The 21,902-nt window shown below is 35.2% G+C and carries 20 protein-coding genes; 1 reads left to right on the top strand and 19 read right to left on the bottom strand.

What is annotated here, in order from left to right; translation table 11 throughout:
* Window positions 1-2: 2 nt before the first annotated feature.
* Together OZP13_RS00560 and OZP13_RS00555 are read right to left on the bottom strand one after the other, a co-directional pair.
* Window positions 3-872, bottom strand: coding sequence for an ABC transporter permease (locus tag OZP13_RS00560; protein ID WP_281298283.1), 870 nt, complete (start codon window positions 870-872; stop codon window positions 3-5).
* Window positions 873-1,806: 934 nt separating this feature from the next.
* Complete coding sequence (locus OZP13_RS00555) at window positions 1,807-2,790, bottom strand: ATP-binding protein (RefSeq protein WP_281298282.1); 984 nt, start codon at window positions 2,788-2,790, stop codon at window positions 1,807-1,809.
* A gap of 491 nt (window positions 2,791-3,281) precedes the next feature.
* Between OZP13_RS00555 and OZP13_RS00550 the strand changes: the two genes are divergently transcribed.
* Complete coding sequence (locus tag OZP13_RS00550) at window positions 3,282-4,022, top strand: tyrosine-protein phosphatase (protein WP_281298281.1); 741 nt, start codon at window positions 3,282-3,284, stop codon at window positions 4,020-4,022.
* Between the two features lie 135 nt (window positions 4,023-4,157).
* On the opposite strand, the gene OZP13_RS00545 is transcribed toward OZP13_RS00550, so the two are convergent.
* From OZP13_RS00545 to OZP13_RS00465, 17 genes are all read right to left on the bottom strand, one after another.
* Window positions 4,158-6,095, bottom strand: coding sequence for a polysaccharide biosynthesis protein (locus OZP13_RS00545; protein ID WP_281298280.1), 1,938 nt, complete (start codon window positions 6,093-6,095; stop codon window positions 4,158-4,160).
* Window positions 6,096-6,348: 253 nt separating this feature from the next.
* Window positions 6,349-7,218 (bottom strand): glucose-1-phosphate thymidylyltransferase RfbA, encoded by an 870-nt coding sequence (gene rfbA, locus OZP13_RS00540; protein WP_281298279.1) that lies wholly within the window; start codon window positions 7,216-7,218, stop codon window positions 6,349-6,351.
* A gap of 83 nt (window positions 7,219-7,301) precedes the next feature.
* A complete protein-coding gene (gene rfbD / locus OZP13_RS00535; RefSeq protein ID WP_281298278.1) occupies window positions 7,302-8,159 on the bottom strand; it encodes a dTDP-4-dehydrorhamnose reductase in 858 nt (285 codons plus the stop codon).
* A complete protein-coding gene (gene rfbC, locus OZP13_RS00530; RefSeq protein ID WP_281298277.1) occupies window positions 8,159-8,707 on the bottom strand; it encodes a dTDP-4-dehydrorhamnose 3,5-epimerase in 549 nt (182 codons plus the stop codon). Before rfbC ends, rfbD begins: the two co-directional genes overlap by 1 nt.
* A 41-nt stretch (window positions 8,708-8,748) precedes the next feature.
* A complete protein-coding gene (locus OZP13_RS00525; RefSeq protein ID WP_281298276.1) occupies window positions 8,749-9,903 on the bottom strand; it encodes a DegT/DnrJ/EryC1/StrS family aminotransferase in 1,155 nt (384 codons plus the stop codon).
* A gap of 47 nt (window positions 9,904-9,950) precedes the next feature.
* Window positions 9,951-10,904 carry an MraY family glycosyltransferase gene (locus OZP13_RS00520; RefSeq protein WP_281298275.1) on the bottom strand — a complete coding sequence of 318 codons (954 nt, stop codon included), beginning with the start codon at window positions 10,902-10,904 and terminating at the stop codon, window positions 9,951-9,953.
* Between the two features lie 536 nt (window positions 10,905-11,440).
* On the bottom strand, window positions 11,441-11,644 hold the full coding sequence (locus OZP13_RS00515; RefSeq protein ID WP_269241745.1) for a hypothetical protein: 204 nt from the start codon (window positions 11,642-11,644) through the stop codon (window positions 11,441-11,443).
* A gap of 122 nt (window positions 11,645-11,766) precedes the next feature.
* Window positions 11,767-12,816 carry an EpsG family protein gene (locus OZP13_RS00510; RefSeq protein ID WP_281298274.1) on the bottom strand — a complete coding sequence of 350 codons (1,050 nt, stop codon included), beginning with the start codon at window positions 12,814-12,816 and terminating at the stop codon, window positions 11,767-11,769.
* A gap of 85 nt (window positions 12,817-12,901) precedes the next feature.
* Window positions 12,902-13,804 carry an NAD-dependent epimerase/dehydratase family protein gene (locus OZP13_RS00505; RefSeq protein WP_269241744.1) on the bottom strand — a complete coding sequence of 301 codons (903 nt, stop codon included), beginning with the start codon at window positions 13,802-13,804 and terminating at the stop codon, window positions 12,902-12,904.
* The gene (locus OZP13_RS00500) at window positions 13,801-14,838 is read right to left on the bottom strand and encodes a WaaS/CpsH family glycosyltransferase (protein WP_281298273.1); all 1,038 of its coding nucleotides are present in this window, start codon (window positions 14,836-14,838) and stop codon (window positions 13,801-13,803) included. The genes OZP13_RS00505 and OZP13_RS00500 overlap by 4 nt, the downstream gene beginning before the upstream one ends.
* A complete protein-coding gene (locus OZP13_RS00495) occupies window positions 14,838-15,971 on the bottom strand; it encodes an NAD-dependent epimerase/dehydratase family protein (protein WP_281298272.1) in 1,134 nt (377 codons plus the stop codon). The genes OZP13_RS00500 and OZP13_RS00495 overlap by 1 nt, the downstream gene beginning before the upstream one ends.
* Before the next feature lie 4 nt (window positions 15,972-15,975).
* On the bottom strand, window positions 15,976-16,446 hold the full coding sequence (locus tag OZP13_RS00490; protein WP_281298271.1) for an LbetaH domain-containing protein: 471 nt from the start codon (window positions 16,444-16,446) through the stop codon (window positions 15,976-15,978).
* Between the two features lie 112 nt (window positions 16,447-16,558).
* The gene (locus OZP13_RS00485; protein WP_281298270.1) at window positions 16,559-17,650 is read right to left on the bottom strand and encodes a glycosyltransferase family 4 protein; all 1,092 of its coding nucleotides are present in this window, start codon (window positions 17,648-17,650) and stop codon (window positions 16,559-16,561) included.
* A gap of 145 nt (window positions 17,651-17,795) precedes the next feature.
* The gene (locus OZP13_RS00480; protein ID WP_281298269.1) at window positions 17,796-18,866 is read right to left on the bottom strand and encodes a glycosyltransferase family 4 protein; all 1,071 of its coding nucleotides are present in this window, start codon (window positions 18,864-18,866) and stop codon (window positions 17,796-17,798) included.
* Window positions 18,863-20,035, bottom strand: coding sequence for a hypothetical protein (locus OZP13_RS00475; protein WP_281298268.1), 1,173 nt, complete (start codon window positions 20,033-20,035; stop codon window positions 18,863-18,865). Before OZP13_RS00475 ends, OZP13_RS00480 begins: the two co-directional genes overlap by 4 nt.
* 1 nt (window position 20,036) lies before the next feature.
* Window positions 20,037-20,825, bottom strand: coding sequence for a glycosyltransferase family 2 protein (locus OZP13_RS00470; protein ID WP_269241733.1), 789 nt, complete (start codon window positions 20,823-20,825; stop codon window positions 20,037-20,039).
* 82 nt (window positions 20,826-20,907) lie between these two features.
* Window positions 20,908-21,897 (bottom strand): GDP-mannose 4,6-dehydratase, encoded by a 990-nt coding sequence (locus OZP13_RS00465; protein ID WP_281298267.1) that lies wholly within the window; start codon window positions 21,895-21,897, stop codon window positions 20,908-20,910.
* Window positions 21,898-21,902 lie beyond the last annotated feature (5 nt).

Raw genomic sequence — 21,902 nt, 5'->3', positions numbered from 1 at the left:
AACTACACCGTATCGATAAAACTCTTCTCGGTCTTGTTGAAAACCAAAAGTCCCATAAAAAAAACGATTAGCGTCACGCCAACAGTATAAACCAATCCCCAAACAGAAACACTCCCTACACCCAACAACATCGAGCGGGTGGTTTCTATAATGTAAGCCAAAGGATTGTACTGGACCAGCCAGGCATAATCGGGCATTTTGTCTTGAATCAAGGCCATCGGATACATCACCGCCGAGAGGTACATCAGCAATTGCACGCCAAAACCGATCAGGTAACTCAAATCCCGGTACTTGGTCACCAAGGAAGAAATCAACATCCCCAATCCCAATCCCAGGATGCCCATCAAGGCAATCAGCAGCGGAAAAAACAAGAGCGACCCATTCAGGCTGATGGCCGCACCCTGAAAATAATAAAAAACATAAAAAGCCGCGAATATCAGGAACTGGATGCCAAACTTCAACAAGTTGGAAATCACGGTGGAAAGCGGCATGATCAAACGGGGAAAATACACCTTGCCAAAAATCGCCGCATTGCTTCGAAACGTGTCCGAAGTGCCGGTAAGACAGGCCGTGAAATAATTCCAGACCATGATGCCCGCCAAGTTGAACAAGAACGGAGGCACGGTACCGGTGGCTATTCCCGCCACTTTATTGAAGATAATCGTGAAGGTAATCGAGGTAAACAAGGGCTGGATCAAGTACCACAAAGGCCCCAGGATGGTTTGTTTGTAAACCGTGACCACGTCCCGTTTCACGAACAGCAACAGCAAATCGCGGTATTGCCAGACCTCTTTCAGGTTCAGCGAGAAGAATTTGTTTTTGGGCGTTATTTCAAACAACCAGTCTTGGTCTCTAGTATCGGTATCGTTCATGGGTAAGGCTACATTAACGCTGGAGAACAAACGGAAACATTTTTCCCCCGCTCAAACACGGAATCTCCCGCGGTTCTTGGGCAAATATAACAATTAAAAGCATAGCCGTAAAGGATATAAAATAGTGATTTTGGGAAAGAAATCCGTTTCAATTGGACAACAGTCGATACAGCCTCCCCATCCCAAAAAAAACACGAAAACCCATCCAACCAAGGGGCAATTTAAAACCACGCACCATAAATGCCGACTCCCACTCAAAGCCCACTCAAAGCCCACTCAAAGCCATGGATAAGCCTGGGCTGTGGTACCCTAAAAAAGGCGTGTAAAAGAAAGCAAATCCATTTCCCCACGCCAAAGCGCATGCACAATCGGGAAACGGCAACAAAAGAAAAAACAATTACAATCAAGAACAGACCATGAAAAGCGGCTGAATGGCAAGTTCAGGATTAAATAATTTTGCTGCAGGCCTATTTCAGAACCATGTAAATTCCTTTCCTCTGGAGGGGTGGCCGTCAATGTCATTAAGTTAAGGTTTCGTCCTTCGTCTGTTCGAGTGTCCCGATGCAATCGGGATGTATCGAGAACCCTTCCACTAGGAGCTTCTCTATACCATTTTGAATAGTAAAGCTGCCAAAATCACCGGCTGCATGGCAAGTTCAGGAGTAATGATTATATTGGTATGGCTAAAGCAGGATTTATTTAATAACCTGTATAGTTATTTCAGGATGGGACACAGGATGGGACAGGACGGGACAAGAGTAGGGATCAAGTAGGGATCAAGTAGGGATTCAGTATGGCTGTGGTACCCCTATTCCAATCCAAAAATTGATGCCAATTTCCTTTATTCCCCATTTCGAAAGCGGTTCAAGAATTAAAATATCAAAACCAAAGACTCCTGTTGGGACTGAAAGAGCATCAAAAAAACCCGTCTGGACTACAACAAAAAATCATCCATGTTATCCCGGTGCACCACCTGAAATTGACTTCCGGGATAGCTTCCCAAAAATAATTTGGGTGTTTTATGTTTGGCAGCGGGATTCCACTTAAATTCATAAGCGGTCAATTGCCCGTCGGACTCTTCAACATAATCAATTTCTTTTTGCTCCTTGGTGCGCCAATACCAAGAATTAACCCAATTTTGGGAATAGTGCAGTTTTTTCATTCGTTCCGACATCAAAAAATTTTCCCAAAGCGCACCTATATCCTGTCGGAGTTCGAGATGGCTAAAGTTGGCAATCAAGACATTGCGGATACCATTGTCGTAAAAATAAATTTTCCTGCTGCTCTTTAGTTCATTTCTCAAATTCCTGCTAAAAGAACCCAGACGAAAAATAATAAAGATCTGTTCCAGCAATACAATATATTTCTCCACAGTCTTGGCATCAAGCCCACAAAGCTGGGAAAGCTCATTATAAGAAACCTGTGAGCCTACCTGAAAAGCCAGTCCCTGTAAAAGTTTCAAGAGCCCTTCAGGTCTTTTGATGCGCTCCCACAACAATACGTCTTTATACAGATAACTATCGGACAACTGTTTCAGTATGTCTTTTTCCATCCCTGGATTATTGACCACGTCGGGATAATAACCATACACCAAACGATGGGACAACATCCTTTTTTCTTCCAGCAAACCGTGATGGGCCACCATTTCACCAAAGGATATCGGATACATCTGGTATTCCCATTTTCGCCCCGTCAGCGGTTCGTTGACTTGGTTGGCCAATTCAAAGGAGGAACTTCCCGTGGCAATTAATTGTACTTCGGGAATTTGGTCGGTAATCAATTTCAACCGCAATCCAATGTCGGTGACGCGCTGCGCTTCATCAACGACTATCGTTTTTTTGGTGCCAAAGATGGCCCTAAAACGGCTAGCCGAACTATTGGCAAACAAGGATTGCACATCCATCTCGTCCGTCTCCATTCAACCACAATACCTCCTCCGAATCCCCAAACAAGGTTTTCAGCAAGGTGGTTTTACCTGCCTGTCTCGCTCCAAAGAAGATAATGGCCTTGCCTGTATTCAATCTTTCTCTTATTGTTTTTTCAAGTACCCTCGCTATCATGACATTATAATGAAATACAAAAAATACAACTTTTAAGGATTACATTCCTTGTTTGTTGCAACTTTTAAGGATTACATTCCTTATTTGTTGCAACTTTTAAGGATTTCACAAAAACAAAACCCCACCGGAACACCCTTTGGAGACACCAAAACCGGCATAAATTCACTGATTTTCAATTGGGTACTTTATTTTGGTGATGTTCCGCGGGACTATTTTCGGCAAACCAGCCTTGATCATGTCGTTTTAGATGGAAACAAGCATAAAACCTGCTTAAATCAAGGAAGCCGTTTGCATTGAAATCCATATCCATTCTACCCAAAATAAATACCAATTTGTTTACCTTTGCACCATGTTCCATTTATTCAAATCAAAACCCGTTCTCAAGGATTTAATTCCCTGCAACCACGTCGACATGCACTCCCATCTTTTGCATGGTATCGATGATGGCGCGAAGACTTTTGAAGACAGCTTAATGTTGGTTAAAGCGCTTGAAGGTTTTGGATTTTCACAATTCATCACCACGCCCCACGTCATGCAACACGTCTGGAACAACTCTGCTGACCAAATAAAATCAAGGGAAGCCGAAACCGTTCTGGAACTGGAGAAAAACCAAATCACCCTTCCTTTTCGCGCCGCCGCCGAATACATGCTGGATGATAATTTTGTGCAACTTTTTCAATCCGAGAAACTGTTGACACTCAAAAAGAAGTACGTCTTGGTCGAAATGTCCTATATCAATGCCCCCATCCAATTGTACGCTATTTTATTCGATTTACAGGTGGCAGGCTATATCCCGGTTTTGGCGCATCCGGAACGCTATTTGTTTTACCATCACAATTTTGAGGAATACCTGAAACTAAAAAAGGCGGGTTGCCTGTTTCAATTGAATTTACTGTCGGTGGTGGGTTATTATGGAGAAAGCATTGCCAAGATTGCCGATAAACTGCTCCAAAAAGGCCTCTATGACTTTGTGGGTTCCGACGTGCATCACGCCAACCATATTGCCGCTTTCAAACAAAAGGTAAAATTGAAAGACTTGACACCGCTAAAAGAAGTCATTGTCAACAACCAGTTTTTTGGCATGGAATAGCATCATCTATAGTTCAACTATCCTCTTTTCATCTATTATCTTTCATCTATTATCTGTCCTCTCCATAAACAAAAAAAGTTTACAAGAGCAATAAATTGCTCTTGTAAACTTTTTTAGGATTAAAAACAGGAAAAACTATTTGTCTAATGTAGCATAGACTGAATTCATGCTGATAAACTCGGGTACTATTTTTTTCATTTTGGCCACGATGTCGTCATTGTCAAAGAAACTGGCTATGCCGATGAGTTCTTGAATATCAAGGTGCAAATCTTCATATTCCATCTGCAATTCCTGTGCAATCATGATTTTTTCGTGATAGGTAGGCAACGTCTTTGAAGTGTCGTTCAGCAGTTCTTCGTATAATTTTTCGCCGGGTCTCAAGCCCACAACCTTTATCTTGATGTCCCTGTCGGGAGTAAAACCCGCCAACTTGATCATTTTTCTGGCCAAATCAATAATCTTGACTGGTTTCCCCATGTCAAAAATATAGATCTCGCCGCCATTCCCCATCGAACCCGCTTCCAAAACCAATTGACAGGCTTCCGGGATGGTCATGAAATATCGGATAATGTCGGGGTGCGTGATGGTAACAGGACCGCCTTCGGCTATTTGTTTGGAGAATAAAGGCACGACGGAACCATTGGATCCCAACACGTTTCCAAAACGGGTCGTGATAAACTTGGTGGCATACATTCCTTTATTTTCTTTGCATTTCAAATATAACGATTGTACGTACTTCTCGGCTATTCGCTTGCTGGCCCCCATAACATTGCTTGGATTCACGGCTTTGTCCGTGGAAATCATCACAAACTTGGCTACATGATACTCGCAAGCCAAATCAGCCAGATTTTTGGTGCCGTTCACATTGGTCAAAATGGCTTGGGAAGGATTCTTTTCCATTAATGGCACGTGCTTGTAAGCAGCGGCATGGTAAACCATTTGGGGCCGGTATTGTTTAAATATTTTCTCCAAGGCGGTCTTGTTCCTGATATCGACAATAACCGAATGTATTATGGTATTGCCCTTGATTCCTTCTACCTCCAAACCAATATGATGCAATGGCGTTTCGGCCTGATCCAGTATAATTATTTTTTTGGGACTAAAACTCAATACCTGCCTTACGATTTCGCTGCCAATGGATCCGGCGGCTCCCGTAATCAGGATGGTTTTACCCATTAACTGTTTGGAAATGGATACACCGTCCAATACGATAGGATCTCTTTCGAGCAAGTCCTCAATTTGGATGTTTTTTACTTTTTGGGAAATCTCCTTCTGGTTTTCCCAATCCGTAACGGAAGGAATGGTATATACTTTGTAATTAAATTCCAGACATTGGTCAATGATAATCAATTTTTCTTCCTTGGACAAACTTTTATCCGCGATAACCAATCCTTCGGCACCCACGGAACGCATCAAGGCAGGCAATTTTTTTCTTTGTACCAAGATGGGCAAATCCAACATCCGTTTGGAAGCATTTTGATTGTTCTTGTCCACAAAGGCAACAATCTTGAAACGGGATGGCGATTCAAACTTTAGCGCATTGGCAACCGAAATGGCATTGGCATCGGTACCATAAATAATGGCCTTGATCAAATTGTTGTCGCTCTTTTCCCTGAAATACAGTTCAAATGTTTGTTTCACCACGACTCGATATAAAAACAAACCGCAAAAAGACAATACGATATTGATGAAAAGTGCCGTGTTTAAAAACGCCTTTTCTTTAAAAAATAATTCAAACAAAAAATTAAAAAACAGGAAAAAAACCAAGACAGAACTTTGTGAAAACAAAATCTTGACGGCATCAATATAAGAAGAGTGCCTAATAATTCCGGAATAGGTTCTAAACAACCAAAAGAAAAACACGTTTATTCCAAAAAACAGGCTAACAAATAGGAGAGAATAACCAGTGATGACATAATTTAATCCCGTTCCCTTAAAAATTACAAAAGTCAAAATGAAGGACATAACCAGCACCGATATGTCAATCAATACAATTATCCATCTGGGCAGGTAGCTCAAGTTATGAATATTGAATTTCAAGTAGTCCCTAGAAAAATATTTTGAAATTTCCATAGTTAAAATCCTGTTTTGATATTAAAAAACTATTCCTACTAAAAATAACACAATTTTTAAGCAAACAAAAATACAAATTATTCGTGTAGAAAAACTCTTTCTTACAAAACATTTCATTTTTATCGACAATATGCACAACATCACGCCTATTGTTAACATTAACATAATATTTTCCCGAAAACATTTCATTTCTGGCAGCAAGAAAAATTAACAGAATAACAAAAAAATCCCGGACTAAAACCGGGATAAAATTTTACTTGTTTTGTTTCAGCACCTGCAGAAGATAATCTCCATAACCGGATTTGAGCAAAGGTTCCGCTATGGCTTTTAGTTGTTCGCTGCTGATAAATCCTTGTCGCCAAGCAATTTCTTCGATACAGCCCACCTTCAATCCTTGGCGTTCTTCCAAGACTTGAACAAATTGTCCCGCCTGCATCAGGCTATTAAAAGTACCCGTATCCAACCAGGCCGTGCCCCTGTTCAAGATTCCCACTTTCAAGGCTCCTTTTTCAAGATAGACCTTGTTCACATCGGTAATTTCATATTCCCCGCGAGGACTGGGCTTGATGTTTTTGGCGATTTCAACCACCGAGTTGTCATAAAAATACAATCCCGGAACGGCATAATTGGATTTCGGTTCCAATGGTTTTTCTTCAATGGACAAGGCCTTGTAATTTTCATCAAATTCAACGACTCCGTAACGCTCCGGATCCGAAACGTGGTAGGCAAAAACAACGCCGCCTTCGGGTTGGGTGTTCGATTGCAACAACTCGTCCATATTGGATCCAAAGAAAATATTGTCACCCAAAACCAAGGCCACGCTGTCGTTACCGATAAATTCTTCCCCAATCACGAAGGCTTGCGCCAAACCGTTGGGAATGGCTTGTTCGGCATAACTGAACTGGCAACCAATGGTCGATCCGTCTCCCAAAAGCTTTTTGAAATTAGGCAAATCGTGGGGTGTCGAAATAATCAATATTTCGTTGATTCCTGCCGACATCAATGTCGACAAGGGATAATAAATCATGGGCTTGTCATAAACAGGCATCATTTGTTTGCTCATGGCCAAAGTCAATGGATGCAATCGCGTGCCGGATCCACCGGCCAATATTATTCCTTTCATGGTATTTTTATGTTTTTATGTTTTTATGGTAGCGGTTTCCAGTTTTAACCGACAACCGATAACCGATAACAGATAACTGACAACTACTCCCCCAACTTGGCCATCATGGTCTTGAGGCTAATTTTATAATCCACCGGCTCTATGCCGTAAACTGCTTTAATCTTTGATTTATCCAACAAGGAAAAAGCGGGTCTCTCGGCCGGTGTTGGATAACTCGAGGCTGGAATTCCTTTTACTTCACAGGATTTTTGGGCAATTTCCTTGATGTCCATGGCAAAATCAAACCAGCTGATTTCACCTTCATTCGAATAATGGTAAATTCCGGGTTCCCATTTGCCACTGTCCAAAATAGTCAAGATTACTTGCGCCAAATCGGCCGCATAAGTAGGGGAACCAATCTGGTCGTTGACCACGCCCAAGCTGTCTCTTTCCGTCATTAAGCGCAACATCGTTTTCACGAAGTTGTTTCCAAATTCAGAATACACCCAGGCTGTCCTGATAATGATGCTTTCGGGACAATTTTTGGAACAAGCTATTTCGCCTGCCAATTTCGTGACGCCGTAAACGCTTTTGGGATTGGGTTTGTCCTCTTCCTTGTACGCTATGGGTGATGTTCCGTCAAAAACATAATCGGTGGAAACGTGAACCAACTTTGCCCCGGATTGATGACACAAATCGGCTAAAGTTCCAATCGCCAAATGATTGATGGCATCAGCTGTTACTTGGTCTTGCTCGGCTTTGTCAACTGCAGTGTAGGCCGCACAATTAATAACAATATCAGGTTGAACAAGCTTGAAATTGGCAATTATTTCCTCGGTTTTATCCAAGGGAAAATCGGCAATGTCGGTAAAAATAAAATCAAAATCAGGATAGTTGCCTGCCAGCACCTTTATTTCCGAACCCAATTGTCCATTGGCGCCGGTTACAAGTATTTTCTTCATTAAAATTGGGAATTACAGTTTTCGAAATTAGGCAAAACAAGATCCTTGTCGGAAACTAATATCTCTTCGGAACTCAGTTTCCAATCAATTCCTAATGTTGGATCATCATAACGAATACCTCTTTCACTCTCTTTATGATACACCTGGTCCACTTTATACAAAACGGATGCCGTTTCGCTCAAAACGGAGAATCCATGGGCAAAACCATGGGGAACCATTAATTGTTTTTTGTTTTCTGCACTCAGCACCACACTGAAGTGCTGTCCGTAAGTAGGCGAGTTTTTACGCAAATCCACGGCCACATCCAGAATTTCTCCCTGCAATACGCGCACCAATTTCGCCTGCGCAAAAGGCTTGTCCTGCAAATGCAGCCCGCGAATTACCCCTCTCTTGGAAAAGGATTGATTGTCTTGGATAAACTGGTAAGTTATCCCGTTTTGTTCAAATCGGGCTTGATTATAGGCTTCAAAAAAATAGCCTCTCGAGTCTTCAAACACGGCAGGAGTAAGGATTACCAAGTCTTTTATGAAGGTTTCTTCTACGTTCATTTTATTTTAAAATATTAGGATACAATTTTACTTAATTTTTTTTACGAATGCTCATTGTTTTGAAATAATCTTGTTATTACGTCACTGATTCTGGCCCTGTCTTCGTTGGTCAAGTTGGAACCTGATGGCAAACATAACCCTTTTTCAAACAAGGTTTCGGCCACTTTGTTACCATAATAAGGATATTTCTCAAAAATGGGCTGCAAGTGCATGGGCTTCCACAAGGGACGGCTTTCAATGTTGTCGGCTTCCAAGGCCAGACGAACCGTTTCCCTGTCTATTCCATTGGTCAATTCCGGTTCAACTACAATCGCACTCAACCAATAATTGGCAAAATAATCTTCGTGGGCGGTTTGAAAAACAGTGACCCCGGATAGGTCTTTGAACAAATCGACATAAAAAGCATGCATCTTTCTGCGCAAGGCAATATGATTATCCAAAACCTCCATTTGTCCGCGACCAATCCCTGCACAAATATTGCTCATTCTATAGTTGTACCCTATTTCGCTGTGTTGATAATGGGGTGCATTATCCCTGGATTGGGTGGACAAAAACAAGGCTTTGTCTTTTACCGCCTTGGTTTTGGCGACAATCGCCCCACCTCCTGAAGTGGTAATCATTTTGTTGCCGTTGAAAGACAAAACACCAATATCGCCAAAAGTGCCACATTGTTGCCCTTTATAACTGCTTCCAATGGCTTCGGCACTGTCTTCCAGAATTGGAATTTCATATTTGTCGGCAACCGCCCTTATTTCGTCTATTTTATACGGTACGCCATACAAATGAACCGCTATAATGGCTTTGGGTTTTGTGCCTTTTTCGATTCTGTCCAGAATAGCTGCTTCGAGTGCTGTTGGACAAAGATTCCAGGTATCGAGTTCACTGTCAACAAAAACCGGACTGGCTCCAAGATACAATATCGGATTGACCGATGCCGAGAACGTCATGCTTTGGCAAATAACTTCATCACCGGCTTTTACCCCCAACAAAATAAGCCCCAAATGAATGGCTGCCGTACCGGAACTTAAAGCGCCGACAAAACAGTTTTGCCCCAGATAGTTTTCCAAGTCCTTTTCCAGCCCCACAAGATTCGAGCCTTCGGAGGAAATCCAATTGGAATCAAAAGCTTCTTGAACGTATTTTTGTTCGCTCCCTTCCAAATGCGGAGAAGAAATCCATATTTTTTTATCATTCATAAACAAACTATGATGAAATGAAATGGGGTTGCAATTCCCCAAAAAACCTAAGTGTTTTTTAACGGTATTTTCCGAACCACGAGGACTCGAATCGCCAAATATACAAAAGTCAATACAAATGAAATTATCAAGGAATTCAAAATCGACAGTTCTCCTTGTTGGTCTAAATAAACAACAATCCCGTTTACCAGCAATTGCAAAACGGCATAAATGACCGAAATGGCAATATGGGAATACCCCCATTCATTGGCCAAATATTGATACAAATGGGAACGATGGGCTTCCAATATGTTTTCTCCTCTTTTAATCCGGTAAAGAATCGTGATGATGGCATCAATACCATAAACGGAAAAGAAAAGCATGTGCCCTATTTGCCCCGTTTCGACGATTGTCTTAAACAAAAAATAACCCAGAAACACGGCCATGCTGATACTTCCCACATCCCCCGCAAAAGTTTTGGCTTTATGGCGAACATTAAAAAAACCGAAGACCAGGCAAGACAACCCCATGGTAATCAGCAAGGGCAAACTCGATGCGTGAATGGGCAAAACAGCAAAACTGGCAATGGCCACCAAGGCATACAATACCGTTATGCCGTTGATGCCGTCCATAAAATTGAAGGCATTGATCCATCCTATCAACAAAACCAATACCAAAGGCAGTACCCAAAAGGCTTCCTGAAAGAGATGCAAGTCATGCGCAATCAACAAGACTGCAATGACATGCGAACCAAAACGAGGCAATTGCGACAAGGGTTTTATGTCGTCGACAAAACTGACGATGGCTACTAAAAGGACAGCCAAGGTTACTGCCCAACCCACATACCCCAACAGAAAAGCAATTAAAACAGCAATGGGAAAAATAATCCCTCCCCCTCTAAGGGTAATGCTGGAATGGGACGAGCGGTGATTGGGTTTGTCAATGATGTTGTAACGGTCTGCTATCTTGAAATAGAGAAGTTCGATAGCGAATAAAACAGCCGTGATGAAAAGAAAATTCATTAATTTATAATGGAATTAAAAGTGAATACTGGTCGATACTATTGAAATTATTGGACAAACAAGCTACGATTTACAGCAAAACCCAGGGCATTCGCATTTAAAAGTTACCGCCACGACCCGAGTCCCGACAATTGTCGGGACCAATAGGCGAAGCAATTACACTAATAAACACGAATTACAATTAATTTTTAATTACACAAATTCTTAAAAACAGACAGAATTCGCGCAATTCAATTTTAAATTTGGATAAAAATTAGTGGCAATTGGTGTAATTCGTGGCAAACTTTATTTTCCTTTTTTAAAAGCGAATGACCTGGGTAAATCGGCTTTTTAGATTGCATAAAAATTAATTCTTGCGTAATGATATGGGGTATGATGGCACCTTATAACTTTGACTTAAATCATTTAACGGGAGCATTTGAGCACTAATCCCTAAAACACAATTAAGAATACCCGTGTCTAAAAACTGCAATCTTGGTGATTTTTTAAAATCCGGAATAATGGGTACTTCAATAGATTCAAAATAAGCTTTTGCTTTAAAGTAAAGCCAAATAAATAAAATTTTGTATCAAAATAAGGGATGTTTTTCCAGTATCTTGACACAAAGTCAAGGATACAACAGTGCTATTCGAATAAGAAGACCCGTTATTGGGTTGGTCAATGATGTTGCATTTGTCCGCAATCTTGAAATAAATCAATTCCAGAGAAAACAGGACGAAAATGAGGATGATGTAGTGCATTTAGTATTTAAATGATTTTATATATAAACTTTAAAGATTAACCTTTGTTTTTTTTATCTCTTAAATAAAATTGCAATAATTGTTAATCTATCTTTTAATCCGTAGAAAACATAATGCTAATACTATTTCAGAATAAATGTTTGGTATGGAATAAATTTACCGACACCCGTCTTCTCCAGATCCCCTCTCAAAGTATATGTAAATGCTGCAAAATAGTAAATATAAAACCCTGTGACCAACCATAATCTTTTTTTCTTGGCAAATAAAAAAACTAAATCAGCTATAATTATTATTTCAAAAATCCTGAAATATAAGACAAGTCTTGCCATATCAGCAAACGAACTAAATAGGTTTATGAATATAACTGAAAAAAAATAAAAGGGTAATAAATACTTATGATTAGGATATTTCTCTTTCAATTTTCTGAAATGAAACAAAACAAAAAGAGCGACTAAATTTAGAATAATTATTTTATAATTATTAACAGGGGCACTCTCTTGCGAAAAATAATAAGCATATCTGGTTTTCTCAAATAAAAAATAAAATAATTGAATACTATTAATTTTCGAAATCAAGAAGGAAATCAATAACATTACAATAATATTTCTTTCATTAAATTTCTCGGGATACTTAAAAACGAAGAAATAGATTAATAAAGGCAGAAAAGCTGAATAATGTATCGAGACCGCAACAAACATTAATGTTAAATAAATAAAATACTTTTTATTCATCAAATAATAAAAAGCATAAAAACAAATAGCCACAGAAAATGATTGTCTTACTAAATGAAAAGAGGTTAAAAAAAGTTCCGGCAACAACAGAAAAATCATAAAAGCGAAACTTTGGTTTTCGGTATATTTTTTAATTCCTAAAAAAAGAAAAAAACAAGTAAAAAAAGAAAAAAAGAAAAAAAGAAAATGAGGCTCTAAGTGTAATACCCTAAATAGATTCATAATGACAACAAAACCAAATTCAAAATCATCATCTCGTGTTTTGGTAAGATACCAAGAAACATAACTATCATAATCATAACCTATTCTATCCCGAAATCCTGCAACTAACACCACTATGCAAAACGCGAAAAACCCTATAATTATTTGTTTATTCGGATAAAAATGTTCCAAGGATAGAATACCTGAAATCAATAAAATAAATAAAATATAAAACATCATAGATTTTTTAAATTAAAATCATGCAATTTAAAACCAATAAGTCTGGATATTCACTTTCTGTGAAGGCTAAGTTAGCATATCCATTTTATATTTTATTATTATTTATATATTCAACGACAGATTGCGGATTCCAATCCAAAACAACTCTTGCTTTAGTATCATCGAAAGTTAAATCAGAAACCATTTTTTTTACTTTCAATGAATTGACTGGAAACTTATCTCCTAAATAATCGCCTAGTTTTCCGATAATTCTCACTAATCCTATTGGTAAATTTAAAGGCTCCTTTTTGTTTTTATTCCTAGATATAGCTACACTTAACTCATTAAAGCTTGGATGAAATCCGTCAGTTAGATTATAAATTCCCCCAACTGTCGAAACTTTCATTATTAGTGAGGCCACATCCTTACCTAAAACCATACTTTTTCTAGCCTCACCTTTTCCTATATTAAAATAATATCCTTTAACAATCGCTTCTACCATAGCTCCTAAATTACCTGGAGCATCTTTACCCACTAATAATGGTAAACGTAAAATCGTACAAATTACGTTGTTTTTTTTACACCAATTTATAACAAATTTCTCAGCTTCAATTTTACTTAACCCGTATGGATCAATAGCTTGTAAAGGATGATCTTCATCAATCATATTTCCAATATTCTGTCCATAAACAGAAACAGAACTTACAAAAATAAACTCTTTAGGTTTAGTTGACTTCTCAAATCCTTTTAATAAATTCTCAGTTCCTGTCACATTGATTTCGTAAAATTCCTTTTCTTCGATTTCTGCTTTAGGAATGCTATGAGCTTTTCCTGCTGCATGAATTACAAGATCAAATTCGTTTTTAAAAACAGGTATTTCCTTACTTAAACAAATTTGATAATCTCCAGACTTTCTTGACAAAGTAGTAATCTTCACTTCTCTGTCTAAGACATTTATAATTATTTTACCTAAAAACCCATTCGACCCAGTTAATAATACATTTTTCATTTGCAACTAGCATCATCATTTAACCATTCAAAATTATCGCTAAAAAACAATTCATTCAGCCAACCAGATATTGACATACGACCATACAACTCTTCATTTATCTCGAGAAAAGGAGTCGTAAAAAACTCTAGATTCATTTTAATACTATTCCTATCAATAATATAAATGTTGTTTTCATTATAGAACGGATATCTTTTGATATCCACATTAGTAGTTATCAGCTTCTTACCGCTACCTAGAGCTTCAAAAACCCTCATTGTCAATCCTTTTTGATTAGGATGATTTATATCTAATACAACTTTAGATTCTTGGTATAATTCAATTATATCTTTGTGTGTTAAACTAAAAAAAGAAATTTTATCATATTTAAATTTTTTAAATGAAGAATCAAAAAATTTGAAAAATAAAAAAACAATTCTACTAGGAGAATAATAAAACAAAAATTTTTTTAAATTATTTTTTTCACACCATTTCCCGACTTTTTCGCTAATAACATATCTGTCCGAATGTGCCGTACCAATAAAAAGCAAGTCATACGTAACTTTATCCTTACTAATTAATTTATGATAATCATCTGAAAAAAACAAAGGCCTAAAAGTCAAATTATACATTTGAGAATCCTTTGAATCAAATGAAAATTTTTTATGAAAATTTTTTAAAATATCAACTCCATTTGGATTATTTTCAAATGAATCAAAAGTATAATATAATAATATGATTTCAGGATTTAATGCTATGATTTCATCAATAAAGTATTGGGGCATAACTTCACCTTTGATCAAAAAAAAATAATCATAACTCTTTCCCTTAACATCTTTTAAAATATCATTATAATATCTCGATATTTTAACATTATACAAATTTCTTTTTAATCTAATTATTCCTTTTGTAAATATTGAATTACTTGGCCTTTCATCGTAATAATCTACCTCAGCCCCCAAAGCCCTCAATTTATCGGCAATAATATTTTCATAATTAAATAATTTGACAGAAAAAAAGAGTATTTTCTTATCAATAAAACTCTTGTTCATCATTATTTTAACAATCCTTTCCTTTTCATTTCATCCAAAGATACGCTTAGTTTATCCTCTTGAATTTCTTGTTTTAGCACCCAAGCCGCAAACATTTCGATACCTTCCTTAAAAAACACCTTAGGTTCAAATCCTAAAGCCGCTTTAATTTTTTTCAAATCAGCAAAATTATGACGAATGTCCCCCAATCTAAACCTACCAGTTACAGCAACAGGAACTTTTATATTATAAGCTTTAATCAAAGAATTTGCAACCTCAAGAACATCAGTAGCGACACCTGTTCCAACATTGAAAACTAGTCCATTTGCCTCTTCCTTTTCAACACCAAGAATTGTAGCAGCCACAACATCATCTATATAAACAAAATCTCTTGATTCTTTACCATCCTCAAAAATTTGAATCGCATTATGATTTCTAATTTGTGTTGAAAAAATAGATAAAATACCAGTATAAGGATTTGATAATGATTGACCAGGCCCATATACATTCTGGTATCTAAAGCTTACTGGAGCAATCCCTAAAGTAGGACATACCGTCATTATCATTTGTTCTTGATTCTGCTTCGTAATTCCATAAACAGATGACGGATGTATTTTAGAATCCTCATCAGTTGCTAATAACTGAAGAATCTGATTATCTTCATAAGTAAGTTCAAACTTTCCAGCCAACATATCCTCTTCCTTTCTATGGCATGGATAGATAATCCCTAATTGAGGATGTTCATATTTTCCTTCACCATAAATTGAACGAGAAGAAGCAATAACTACTTTCTCAACAGAGTTTTTTCTATTTGCCAATATATCAAGCATAATTGCAGTTCCTTGGATATTAACTTCAGTATACTTTTCTATACAATACATTGATTGACCGGTTCCTGTTTCAGCCGCAAAATGCACTACAACATTCTGACCTTCAAGAGCTTCTAACCAATCTTTTCTTGAAGTAACATTTCCATGTATAAATTTAACTTTGCCTTTTATACTTTGAAATAATGGAGAAGTTACTTCAGGATTATCACCATGTATTTGTTTGGAAAGATTATCTAAAACTGTAATACTATATCCCTTTTCAATAAGCTTAAGAGCAAGGTTACTGCCTATAAATCCAGCTCCACCTGTTATTAATATATTTTTCATTATTTTAAATATTTATTTTTTCCCATCTATTAGTTTCAAAATTATACTTTTTTATTGGTCTTGCTGGAATACCTACGGCTATTACATAGGGCGGAAGACTTTTTGAGACCACAGAATTGGCTCCTACGATTGTCCCCTCACCTATCTCTACTCCTTTTAGAACAGAAACAAACTCACCTAACCAAACATTATCATTGATTATTATTGATTTTGAAAAAAGTTTTCTATCTATTGGGTTACTTGTAGGATCACTGTCAAAAGAATCACCCGAATAACTTCCATGACTACAATCCGAAATGTAAATTTTACTTGCCATCAAGACATTATTACCAATAAAAACATGTTCTCTTGCCGTAATGTGAACATAATCATTAATTTGAACATTTTTACCTACATACAAAACTTTATTTCCATACTCAGGATATGCCTCTAGTCTACATCCCACACCAGTTGTAAATCCAGAACTAATTGACATATATCTCTTACCTCTTAAATCAAAAGGAAAACGAATTATTCGTGCATTTCTCCAAATTAATTTTGTCCGAAATATCCAAAAAAACAGTTTAATAATCGTCAACAAGGAATACCTATTCTTCAAAATATAATTCTTTATAAAATTGTTTCGTTTGATGATAAGTATTTTCCCAACTAAAGCATTTAGACTTTATCATTCCTTTCTCAGAAGTTTCTTTTCGCAAATTGCCAAGAAGAGATAATTCATTTATTTTTTTTGAAATTTCCTTTGGAGTTGGATTATCAATAGCCAAATATTTATTTGCAATAACTTCTGGAATCGACGAACAATTAGTTGCAATAACTGGGCAACCAGCTCTTTGAGCCTCTACCACAGGAATACCAAATCCCTCATAAAGTGATGGATATAAAAGACAGCAGGCATTATTATAATAATAATTTAAATCCTCTCCACTTACCCCTAAAAGTATAGCAAAGTTCTTTTCTCCTAATTTCATTTTCAAATAATATTGTTCGGCTTCTGTTAATTCACCACCTCCAATTAATAAAAGAGGACTTTTCACTAGACTACAAGCATCAACAGCCATATAAAAATTTTTATAACCTGCTTTTCGATCACCGATATACAAAGAGTAACTATAATTTTCAAATTCATGTTTCTTTTGAAAATTACTACTCTCATTTAATACTCTAAAACATTCGTCAACCCCATTATAAATGACTTTAATTTTATGTTCACTGATATGTGGTAAAAAATGCAACAAATCTCTTTTCGTACTTTGTGAAACACAAATAATTCCTTGGGATTCATTAATTGCTTTATTTTTTTGCATAGAATGAATCTTTTGTCTTAATCCATTTATAAAATATTCGTAAGTGAAATCATGAACTGTTGTAACGTTAATTGCATTTTTGGAATTTTCCACGCGATAATGTGACGAATGAAAAATGTGTTTAATTTTATTTACTGATTTAAAATTTAGATAACGTTTTAGATATAAAAACTGAGTACTCTTTAAATCAATTATCCCTTCATCAATAGTCAATAGCTGTCTAAAAAGATTTAAGCCTGCATCTTCATACTCAAAAAAATGAGGCTGAAATTCTTTATCTTCCAATAACCTTTTTAAATGTTGTTGCCAAACAATTGAAGCCCCGCCAGCTTTCTGCAAAGAAAAAATTATATTGTCTAAAAATATATTCATAATTTTTTTTCAAAAGAAGATGTTATGATATTCCTTTATTTAATTTCTTTTTTATAAAACCACCTCCATTTATTACTACTCTTTTTATAAATTTCAAAAAGTTTTTTTATCTGCAAAAAATTTTAAATCATTTACACCTGTCTCCCTAATCAAGCATAATTTCATTATATAATCTACTCATTTTAGAAATTATAACTTTATTGGAAAAATATTCATCGTAATAACTCCTATAATTATATTTACTTTTATACCTTAAATAATCTATTCTATCTATAAGACTCTCGACATTATTCTCAAATAGAAAATCATCTGAAATAATTACATCAGGAATAGCACAGGCATTAGATGAAATGACCGGTTTATCAAACAAATATCCCTCAATTATTGGCAATCCGAAACCTTCACCGTAAGCTGCAGGAATCAAAACTAAATCACAATTTCTATAATATTGAATCAAATCATTATCAGAAACAAATCCTAAAAGTGTCACATTTTCCAATTGTAATTCCTTTACTCTTTTTTGATAAAAATCTAATAAAGGTCCTTTTCCAGCAATTAAAAATTCAATTTTGACCTCTTTTAACCTAATAGCAATTTCAATAATTAGATTTATTAAAGCTCTTTCCTCAATACTTCTTACAGTAAAAACCTTCATAACATCTTCTTTGAATACTCTTAAATTAGTTGGAAGTTCATCATTTATATTGTATTTTTCAAAATGAGAAGTATTTGGAATTATTATGAAATTATTTTTCTTTCTATATAAACTCATTTTTTTTGCATAATCCGAAATAAAATGAATATTGACACAACGCAGATAAAGAATTTTTTCCAATAAAAAAAAAAATTTATTTAACCTATATCCCCTGGCATTTGTCAAATAATATAATGCATCATGAACAGTAAATAAATTACTTTGATACAAACTCATTATACTCATCAAAGGATTGTGAGAATGGATGAAAAAAAAATCATTTCTTTTTCTAAGTTTTATTAAAATAATATTCAACGTAATAAACCAAAATCGATTTTTCTTGACTCCGATACAAATCAATTTCTCATATCTCTTTACACTTGTTTTAAAATCCCAATGCAAATAATAATTTACATTTGATGGGCTTGCCTGAGATTGAAAATGAATTACATTTTCGACTCCACGTTTATGCCCAAACATACTATTAAACCCTAAGTAAACTATTTTTCTTTTATCAATCACAACAAAAAGATTTTTTTAGAAATAAAATAAAAAAAGAAAATTACAAACAAAATCAACAATGAAAACAAATTAGAAAATGCATATTGAGTATCGATTAACAATGGCGCAATAAATGAATTCATTAAAAGAAAAGAAAAAGGAGTTGCCGTTAATTTTCTACCAATAATAAAAATAAAACCAACAATGACATAATAGAAAAAATAAAAATTTTTAGCCATTACATCTGCTTCAACAAAAATTTGAGGATTAGGCCCTACCAAATCGCTATCATAATTAAAATATAATGAATTTATTAATGGTCCCAATGAACTAAAGTGCAAATTACCATAAATTCTCATTCCTACAAACATGGAATCAAACATATAACTGATGGGATAATTAATATATTTAGATAAATTACCATAAAAATAATAAACAGGCCCATCGCTAAATGCAATAATTCTGTATGCAAAATCTCCCATAAAGGAATCTCCATAAATCAAATAAAATAAAAATAAAGACGACATGAATAATCCTATCAAAATAGGCATCATTTTCGCATAATTGATTTCTATTTTTTTAAATCTTGAGTATGCTCCAAATACAAACATAATATCTATTAAGGCAGATTTTGAACCTAAAGTCAAAAGCAAAAAGGCTGAAAAAAACATAAAAATTGAAGCTAAATATTTTTTTCCTTGATACCAATAATAAAATGACGATAATCCAATAATTGGAACAGCCAATTGATTTATTCTTTTGAATATTCCTGCACCTTGGTAAAATTCTTGTTTTGCATTTCCTATATCATCCTGAAAAAGTAAAAATCCTTTTGTGAAAAACAAATAAAGATTCATGCTACAAACAATTAAAAATAAAAAAGAAGCAAATTCTAACCATATTTTTTCATTAATAAGAACATACGAATATATTTTTAATCGGGTTTTATCAAAATACAGTATGATCCAACAAAAAACAACAAAAGAAAAAAAATGGCCTAAATTTATTAAACCTAAAAATGTTAATACAAAAAAAGTAAAAACTATTTGAAAAAAAATCAATATAGTTGGATCAAAATAATCATGGAAAAAAAATCTCTTCTTAAGATACCTAGCTACAATTATGTAAAATAAAATACCAAGAATAATAATATGAAGCGGAATAATATCAGTTAAAATAGGTATATGCATTTTATTTGATCTTATTTAGAAAAAAACATTTAAGATAATAAAGGACAATATGCATAAATCTCAAATAATAAAGACACCTAGATGACGTGTCACCGCATTTTTTCAATATTATTTCTGATTCCAAAAATAATTTAATGGCACTTTTATAATTTGCTGAAACTCCGTCTAAATTATATTTTGCAATTACTAAATCGATTTTTTCAAACCTCTTTTCATTAGCTATTATTGTATAAACAGTATTAAAATCAGAAAAAAACTTATAATCCAAATTAAAACACCCGACAGATCTATACGTTAACGTTCTCACCAATAGAGCCTGATGACATAAATGGCTATTAAATAAATATCTAGGTTTATAATCAATAATATCGTTCTTAAATTCAGGAAAATATTTCGAGACATTACTGCTTTTATCGTAAAGGGCAACCTTGCCCACTACAACTGAATATTCCGTCTCCTTTAATTTTTCATTAACATTAGCCAACAACTTCAAATCATAAAAATAATCTCCAGCATTCATAAAATAACACCATTCTCCTTTAGCTACATTAATCCCTTTATTCATAGCATCATAAATTCCTTTATCAGGTTCCGAAATCCAAAGCGTAATTTTGTCTTGATATTTTTTTATAATATCAACAGTGCCGTCAGTACTACCACCATCAATAATAATATATTCATAATCAGCAAAATCCTGATTAATGACACTCAAAATGGTTTCTTCAATACTACTCACTGCATTGTACGAAACTGTAATTATTGAAATTAGAGGGAATTTAGTTCTTTTCATTATACAATTAATAGATTTTAAGGAAGCTCTTTTCTATTAGAAACACAATTTTGGAAGTAGGAATAATTAACTGCTGCAATATTTAACAAGATTTATTTTGCGTAAACAAAGTTAATTCATCTTCGATCAAAATATCCAAAACCTGATAAAAATCAAGATCATATTGCCAACCTAATATTCTCTTGGCTGGAGAATTGTCTCCATAAATATCTTCAATATCTGTTGGTCGCATAAAATCACTATCGATTACTAATTTATCTTTTGAAACTCCGAGTTTCTCAAAAACATATTCAATAATGGATCGCAATGTTATGCTCTTACCTGAACAAATAATAAAATCATCGGCGTTGTCAGCTTGCAACATCAACCACATAGCCTCAACATAATTCGGTGAAAAACCAAAATCCCTTTTAATGTCAATGCTGCCAACCCTCAAAACCCACTCAGAATTATCCTTGTTCCGAACAGTTTCTTGTAAAACCTTTTTAACAAAAAAACCATTAGATCTCAAAAAAGATTCATGATTAAACAAAACACCATTACAAGCGAACAAGCCATACGATTCACGATAATTGACAACAATCCAATGTGCAGAAGCTTTGGATATGGCATAGGGACTCAATGGGTGCATTGGAGTATTTATAGTAACCGGTAAATTAGATACTTTACCATACATTTCACTACTCGATGCCTGATATAATCGAACGTCGGGTTTTATAATCCGAATGGCTTCTAATAAGTTAAGTACTGAAATAATATTAAAATTGATAGTACCTATAGGTTGTTTAAACGACAGCCCTACTGAACTCTGTGCTGCCAAATTATACATTTCATCAGGTTTATAAGTATTGATAAAACTGATTATACTAGAGATATCAAGCAAATCGCATTCCTGAATAATTACCTCATTATCAATACCTAGCTTTTTAAGGTTTTCTAAGTTTTCTTCATGACGACTTCTTGTTATTCCAATAACTCTATACCCTTTCATTAATAGCAATTTAGAAAGATAAGCACCATCCTGACCACTAACTCCAGTTATAAAAGCTGTTTTCACATTTATTTCTTCCATTATCT

Origin of the sequence: Flavobacterium limnophilum, from assembly GCF_027111315.2 — a bacterium.
Classification (GTDB): domain Bacteria; phylum Bacteroidota; class Bacteroidia; order Flavobacteriales; family Flavobacteriaceae; genus Flavobacterium; species Flavobacterium limnophilum.
Note: the sequence above shows the minus strand (reverse complement) of the source record. Positions and strands in the feature narration are given on the sequence as shown.